We start from the raw sequence: 7789 nt of genomic DNA, 5'->3' as shown, positions 1-7789 counted from the left end.
AAATAGAATGCCTGCTTTATCACAATATAGTTAACTCTCATGAAATCGAATGTTAGCAACTTTTATTCGCTACCCCGACTTATTGAGCCGATACATGTCTAATGGCTAAAAATAATTTTTTTAGGCTCTTTTAACGTCAGAGTTTATAAGTTGCGAATCTAATGTAGAGTTTTTTATAAGTGATATTTAGGAAACAACGTGGAATTTCAGAAGTTATTGTATATTTTTACTCTAGTAAAGATTGCTACGTTCCCTCTGGGTGTACCTGTATTTGCTCAAATCACACAGACTATCTCCAATTCTTCACAGTCGAGTTGTCGTGCAATTAAAGTAGATACTCCAATTTTTCAAGAACCTTCAACATCATCGAAGGCTATCAGAATATTGTCGGCAAAAACAAAGATTAATTTAGCATATATACCAGCTAGTGGAGATAGATTTGTCAGAATCAAATCTCCGACTTCAGGATTTATTCAAACTGCTGTGCTGAAATTTTGTCAGACGAATAACAACGCTCAAAACCTATGGACTAAACCTACTATTGGCAGTGCATGTCGGCAAATTGTACAACCTGTAACTTTACTTCGCCAACCAAGTACAAAAGGAGCTTTTATTACAACACTTAATCCCAACGCAATCGTGTTTGTGAACTTGGTTACAGGTAATATAGTTAAGTCATACAAATCTGAAAATTACATTTGGGTAGAAATCGACCTTTCCAGAAGTTTCCCTGGAGAGTTATCCGGTAATGGTTGGATAGCCAATACTGACTTAGTAAATACTCCCGGATTAAGCAATCTGGCTTATTGTAGCTAGTAGCTTATTTCGCTCAATATCTCCACTCGACATGAGTTTTTCCATGCGCTTTCTTTGCACCTTCGACTGCACAGCAATAGCCTTAACATTTTTCAGTATTTGCTATGGGCAACGTAAAACAAGTGCCTTTATGACAATCTTTCGGCTCAACACTTGTAACCTGTTCAAAAATTAATGATTAAAACAATAATTTTCTTTTTCACCATTGGGCTAATTATTGCTGGGATTTTAGTCAATCCCATTCTAGTTAAAAGGCGAAGAAAGCGTCTCAAACATCGTCCTTTTCCTCCCCTTTGGAGTGCCATTATTGAGAATAATCTTCCTATTTACCCTTGTCTTTCTCCCGATGAAATCAGACGACTTCAGGGACATATTCAAGTGTTTTTAGCAGAAAAGCAATTTATTGGCTGTAGAGGATTACAAGTTACAGAGGAAATGAAACTGACCCTTGCTGCTGTTGCCTGTTTACTCCTACTTAATGAACGTGGGCAGTACTTTCCTAGACTTCGTTCAATTCTGATGTATCCCAATGCTTATTTTGTTCAGGAAACGACTGCTATTGGAAATTATGTTGTTGAAGAAAGGCGTGTGGCAAGATTAGGCGAATCGTGGACAACTGACCAAGTAGTAGTATCTTGGGAACAAGTGAAACAAGACACTGGTAACTGGAGGGATGGACGTAACGTTATACTTCATGAATTCGCCCATCAGTTGGATCAAGAGGATGGTAAAGCTGAGGGAGTTCCTATACTGCAACATAACTCAGACTATCCTATTTGGTCAAAGGTGATGACAGAAGCATATCAGCAACTTTGTAACGATCTTCTACAAGGGGTAAAGACAGTAATGGATAGCTATGGCGCAACAAATCCCGCAGAATTTTTTGCTGTGGCGACTGAGACATTCTTTGAGAAACCGCACCAATTGTTGTCCAAGCATCCAGCACTTTATGAGCAATTACAACGTTACTATCAATTAGATCCTGTGCAATGGGTTTAAACTACAGCGGATTGCAAGTCAATATATAGGGACACAATAAATATATTAGACATCTCCAGAAATTCAATATGCGTTACCCAAAACCTTTGTAGAGACGTAGCAGTGCTACGTCTCTACATTCTTTTTCGGAGATGTCTATTGCGCCCCTATAAGTGCGATCTATTTAATTGAAAACCATCTTGAAAGTGAATTCATCCTTGGATTACACTTCTACCCAGTTGACCCAACTAACTATGCTTGAATGATGAAGTCGGAGGCAGTAAGAGTAGGCTTACCAGTCAGTTGTGCAAATTGACCACCACTGCCGAAACCAGCAGCGCTACCATTTTGATTGTATAGTAATTGCCCAGTTGCAGGGTCGTAGATAATTACAGCATTACTAACTGCCCCTAAACTAGTGATTTGAAAATCACTGGCGTTACTAAAACCTGTTCCTACAATAGAAGTAATGGCATTAAAGGTGGTCTTATCTAGAACAATCTTATCACCTTCAGAGTGATTGAAGTCAGCGATCGCATCAATACCCACAGCAGCGCTAGTAAAAGCAGCATCGGTGTTGTAGATGAAAGAGTCAGCACCTATACCACCCACAAGAGTATCATTGCCTTGTCCACCAATAAAAAGATCATTGCCAGCACCACCCCGTAGCAGGTCGTTACCACCGTTGCCATTGATAGTGTCATTACCCCCTTGACCATTAATCACATCGTTAGAATTATCAAAACCGGTAATGTTATTGTTCAAGTCATTGAGGAAAGTAACGCTGTTTGTATTGAAAATGCTAGTTTGAGTGGAGTTAGCATTAATCACATCAAAGCTGTCGCTAACACTGGCTTGTCCGTCAAATATGATATTACCGATGGCGGATTGTGTTTTTGATGCAGCTAAGTTCTCTAGGTTTTCTAACTGAAAGTTTTGCAGAGTGACTTTGGTATTAGCCACATCTTCAAAGGTAACTTCTAAATTATTGCCATTTTGAGTTAATTGCAGATTTCTCGCAGTCAAGCCAGCCCCAATAAATTGCAAGGTATCTACTTTGGCAATCACCGCAGCCGAAGGATTTGAGCTAGTCCCTACACCACCAAAATCGCTGATGATGTCATTGCCATTGTTTGGTCGGGTAATAAAGATGTCATTGCCGGCTGTGCCATTAATGATTTTGGGTTTAACTGTGCCACTGATGGCAAAGTCAAAGGGACTTTCATTACTATCGTTGTTGTTTAAACTAAAACTGCCACTATAGATGCCGGGTGTAGTGGTGTTGAGTGCCACCGATATAGTGGTGGAAGCATTAGCAGCTACACTTGTTGGAAGAGTCCCAACCAAACTAAATCCGTTGGGAAGTTGAAGATTACTCAGGTTGAGTGCAGCTGTACCGGTGTTCTTGATGGTAAAGGTTTTGGTTAAAGTGTTACCAGCAATGATATCGCCAAAGTTAATCGCAGTAGTGCTGCCATCGGTAATATCAACTGTGCCATTGAGAACTTGAATTTCTGGAGCAGTAATGGTGATGCGCGGAGCTTCGTATGCGCCAATGTCAATCAATGCAGTACCATTGCCATCACCATCTTGAATAATGTTCGTACTGATGCCATTGAAAAGACTAGAACCAGCATCAATCGCAGCACTTCCAGGTTTAAGTGCAAAATTCTTTCCAGCCGCATTCACAAATTGGGGATCTTTACCCAAAATATTCTGTAACCCAGTGACGTTTGGATTACTTGAAGCTTGGAAGGCATTAGAGTTATAAACAAGGTTGCGATCAAAGGTTATATCTGTGGCGTATTTGATCACATTGGCTTTTTGATTGTCGCTTGCATACAGAATGTTGTTGTTGACACGTACATTGTCTGAGTAAGAAACACCAATCTCTCCAGAATTTGTGAGAACACGGCTATTTTGATAAAGCGTATTATTGACAACGTCTACATTAACCGCTTTAAAAACGTCAATGCCAGAGCTACCATTGTTATAGACTATGTTATTTGCAATTAATGCCTTACCGTTATAGGTTACACCACCTTGAGCCTGCATAGTGGTGTCAAGCATAATACCATGCCCTTCAGTAATTTTACCAGCTGCATACCACGGAACCAGACTTTGATTATCGTAGACAATGTTATCTCTAATAATCATCTTGTAGTTAGTAGTATTGTTATCTGAATTAAAACTGCGAAGAGCAGTAATTCCCTGATTACCATAAGGCGAGTACCAAGCGTTTCCTGACACAACATTCTTCTCAACTGTGATGTAGTCTGCATTACTGATTGCAATACCCCCACCTGAAAAGTTACTAACTGTGTTACCAGTGATGACAATGTGATGAGGATTAGTACCACCCACTCCCTGGCTATTTTTCCAAGATGTTACATAAATTCCATTGGCATTAGTTAAGGGGTTACTCAGATTATCCTTCTGTTGTAAGGCATAAGCTAGAGTGATGTTTTCCCGATTGCCCTCAAAGACAAGTCCTTCAACCCGCACGTAGGATGAACTAAATATATTCATCCCACTTGTCGTCGTTTTTATCTTAGGCGTAGCTCCTGGATAGGCTTTGATTGTTGTCCAGTTGTCTGGTGAGCCATTTTTGTTAAAAAGCGTAAATCCTTTGTCATAAGTTCCGTTCATGACATATAGTGTGTCACCTGTTTGCAGTTGAGACACGGCTTTTGTCAGGGTGCGAAACGCATTTTCTTCGTTTAAACCATTACTTCTATCATTGCCTGTTCCAGAAACGTAGTATGTTTTGCCAGCCATTTGTTTTCTCCGAATGTGTGTAAGGGGAATTAATTGGTAATACACTCTCAGCAACTTTCTTCAGTCGCTAAGTAGTTGTTTGAATAAGTCATCTGTCTGGACTGTTACAGACAGTCATAGTTGTCCAAGGCGACTTGAAATCGCATCGGTTGTAAAAATGCTGTTGTAAAACTGGAAATATTTCTCTTGTCAACCGTTGATGGTTGAACTAGGGGTATTGATACCGTCAATCGTCAGGGTTTTGTTGAGGGTAATCGGACGATTAGCGGGTAAATACTTTGTTTCTAGATTTGTCGTCAGATATCGTTTGATGAGCAAGACTTGAGGTCGAATTGAATCGTATTTTCATCTGTAGTAGCTGCGATCGCTACTCTTTGTAAACTGGCTATTTTTTAGGCTATTTCGTCGCCCCGACTAACAGTGCTGCTATCAGTAATGTCATTTGTGCCATTATTTGCATAGTTAAATGGGCTTTCATTACTATCGTTATTGTTTAAACTGAGGCTACCACTATAAGTGCTTGGTATATTAGTGATGGGAGTATTAGCAGCTATACTCCCTGGATTTCTCATCACAATTCTCAAAGCCTTATCAAATCTAGATTCCAGTTTTTCACACTGCATCAAAAATAATCTTTCAAAAATGCCCTAAATATATTTCGGACAAGGATGATGAGGACTAAAATCGCGGAACTTGTGAGCAATGCGGGACTCATCGGAAGAGTACCGACCAAACTAAATTCTTCGATAAGTTGAAGATTATTCAGGTTGAGTGCAGGTGTAGTAGTATTATTGATGGCAAAGGCTTTACTTATTAGGGTGTTACCAACTATAGTGTCACCAAAATTAATCCCAGTAGTACTACCATCTGCAATCTCAACTGTGCCATTGAGAGCTTGAATTCCTGGGGTGGGAACTTGGTATGTACCAAGATGAAGGTATGCACCAAGATCAACCGCTGCAATGCCAGTACCATTACCAGTGATGCTATTGAAGGCATTGGAGCCAGCACTGATCGCAGGACTTCCAGGTTTGAGGGCAAAATTACTTTGAATCGCATTAACAAATTGGGGATCTTTACCCAAAATATTCAGCAACCCTGTGGCCTTTAAATTATCTGAAGCTTGAAATATGTTGGAGTTATAAACAAGGTTGTGATCAAAAGTTACATTTGTAGCGTACTTGATGGAATTGGCATTTTGATTGTTGCTTGCATACAAAATGTTGTTGTAGACACGTACACTGTCTGAGTAAGAAACACCAATTTCTCCATTATTTGTGAGAACACGACTATTCTGATAGGCTGTGTTGTTAATAACATCTACATGATTAGCCTTGAAAACATTAATACCAGAACTACCATTATTGTAAGTTATGTTATTTGTAATCAAAGCTTTCCCTGTATAAGGTACACCGCCTTTAGCTTGAATAGTAGTATCAAGCATGATACCGTGCCCTTCAGTAATTTTACCAGCTGCATACCACGGAACCAGACTTTGATTATCGTAGACAATGTTACCTCGAAAAATCATCCTGTAGTCAGTAGTATTGTTATCCAAATTAAAACTGCGAAGAGCGGTAATTGCCTGATTACCATAAGGCGAATACCAAGCATTTCCAGACACAACATTTTTCTCAACTGTGATGTAGTCTGCATCACTGATTGCAATACCCCCACCTGAAAAGTTACTAACTGTGTTACCAGTGATGACAATGTGATGAGGATTAGTACCACCTACTCCCTGGCTATTTTTCCAAGATGCTACATAAATTCCATTGGCATTAGTTAAGGGGTTACTCAGGTTATTTTTCTGTTGTAAGGCGTAGTCTAGAGTAATATTTTGCCGATTGCCCTCAAAGATAAGTCCTTCAACCCGCACGTAGGATGAACTAAATATATTCATCGCACTTCCCGTTGTTATGATCTTAGGCGTAGCTCCTGGATAGGCTTTGATTGTTGTCCAATTGTTTGGTGAGCCATTTTTGTTAAATATCACCCCTACGCTACCGTAAGTGCCGTTCATGACAAGGATTGTGTCGCCTGCTTTCAATTGGGGAAGGTAAACTGCTTTGGCTATTGTGCGGAAGGGAGTTGTCGTAGTCAAGCCATTGCTATTATCATTGCCTGTTCCAGAAACGTAGTATGTTGTGCCAGCCATTTGTATTACTCCAAATGTGTGTAAGGGAAATTGGTAGTAGACTCTCGGCAACTTTTTTCAGTTGCTAAGTAGTTATTTGAATAGGTCATCTTTCTGAACTGTTAAAAACAGTCATAGTTGTCCAAGGCGACTTGAAATCGCATCGGTTGTAGAAACACTGCTGTAAAACTGAAAATTTTTCTCTTGTCAACCGTTGATAGTTGAACTAGAGGGATTGATCCCGTCAATCGTCAGGGTTTTGTTGAGGTTAATCGGACGATTAGTACGTACATGCTTCGCCTCTAGATTTGTCGTCAAACATCACCTGATTAATAAGGCTGGTCAAGTCAAATTGAATTGTATCTTCATCTGTTTGCAAGCCAGTTTTACCATCTGCTATATTTGATATAGCGATGATATTTGGCATAAAAATTCTTCTGAACTTTATCCGTTGTTTTAGGTCAGGAGGTTGCCAAATTGGCATGATAAAATGCACCCCTAACTGATAACTGGGGACTTAAAGTTATAGTGGTCAAAGTTAAATTGGTTGAAACTTTAGTAGGTTGACCCCTTAACTTAAGGGAACTAATGTAACAACTTAGTCGAACCTGTTCTAAGCGGTGTAACTGAGCCTTGTGAACTTAGTTAAAAGTAACCTTTACAAACAGCACTTGTTATCAGTAAATGCCCGGAATATAGTAGGTTTTTTTACAACAAAAGCCAAAAAACTATGGAAGTATCTGGTGGAGTCCTGTTAATTTCCAGAGTGATATGGAAATAGAAAGCGCTTTTTGCGAGGATTTGATGAAGTTTATCTAAATCTTTTTAAAGAACAATACCTTTGGTGGGCTACGCCTGAAAAATGGGGAGTGGAGATTGGGGAAGAATGATTAATAACTCATACCCCAATACGGTTCGGTTAAGGTTTTTTGATGAAAATTCTAGATCACAAAGACGCGATAAATCGCCGTCAAGACGAAGAACTGATTATTGTAGAGACGGCGATTTATCGCGTCTCTTGCCTTAACCGAACCGTATTGACTCATACCCGCTAACTCAGCACGTTCATCAATCTTTGAG

The 7789-nt window shown here is 39.7% G+C and carries 7 protein-coding genes; 3 read left to right on the top strand and 4 right to left on the bottom strand.

The window, feature by feature from the left end; translation table 11 throughout:
* Positions 1–198: 198 nt before the first annotated feature.
* Positions 199–816 carry a hypothetical protein gene (locus V7K67_RS25305; RefSeq protein ID WP_334729101.1) on the top strand — a complete coding sequence of 206 codons (618 nt, stop codon included), beginning with the start codon at positions 199–201 and terminating at the stop codon, positions 814–816.
* Between the two features lie 174 nt (positions 817–990).
* Positions 991–1815: a M90 family metallopeptidase gene (locus V7K67_RS25300; protein WP_334729100.1), complete on the top strand. Its 825-nt coding sequence runs from the start codon at positions 991–993 to the stop codon at positions 1813–1815.
* Positions 1816–2046: 231 nt separating this feature from the next.
* On the opposite strand, the gene V7K67_RS25295 is transcribed toward V7K67_RS25300, so the two are convergent.
* From V7K67_RS25295 to V7K67_RS25280, 4 genes are all read right to left on the bottom strand, one after another.
* On the bottom strand, positions 2047–4572 hold the full coding sequence (locus V7K67_RS25295; protein WP_334729099.1) for a choice-of-anchor D domain-containing protein: 2526 nt from the start codon (positions 4570–4572) through the stop codon (positions 2047–2049).
* 392 nt (positions 4573–4964) lie between these two features.
* Positions 4965–5144: a hypothetical protein gene (locus V7K67_RS25290; protein WP_334708053.1), complete on the bottom strand. Its 180-nt coding sequence runs from the start codon at positions 5142–5144 to the stop codon at positions 4965–4967.
* 50 nt (positions 5145–5194) lie between these two features.
* The gene (locus V7K67_RS25285; RefSeq protein ID WP_334729096.1) at positions 5195–6730 is read right to left on the bottom strand and encodes a hypothetical protein; all 1536 of its coding nucleotides are present in this window, start codon (positions 6728–6730) and stop codon (positions 5195–5197) included.
* A 259-nt stretch (positions 6731–6989) separates the two neighbouring features.
* The gene (locus V7K67_RS25280; protein ID WP_334729095.1) at positions 6990–7193 is read right to left on the bottom strand and encodes a hypothetical protein; all 204 of its coding nucleotides are present in this window, start codon (positions 7191–7193) and stop codon (positions 6990–6992) included.
* A gap of 448 nt (positions 7194–7641) precedes the next feature.
* On the opposite strand from V7K67_RS25280, the gene V7K67_RS25275 reads away from it, so the two are divergent.
* Complete coding sequence (locus V7K67_RS25275; RefSeq protein WP_334729094.1) at positions 7642–7764, top strand: hypothetical protein; 123 nt, start codon at positions 7642–7644, stop codon at positions 7762–7764.
* The last annotated feature ends 25 nt before the right edge of the window (positions 7765–7789 follow it).

It is taken from the genome of Nostoc sp., from assembly GCF_036917155.1.
Lineage (GTDB): Bacteria > Cyanobacteriota > Cyanobacteriia > Cyanobacteriales > Nostocaceae > Nostoc.
The sequence above is the reverse complement of the archived record's forward strand: the minus strand, read 5'-3'. Positions and strand labels throughout refer to the sequence as shown.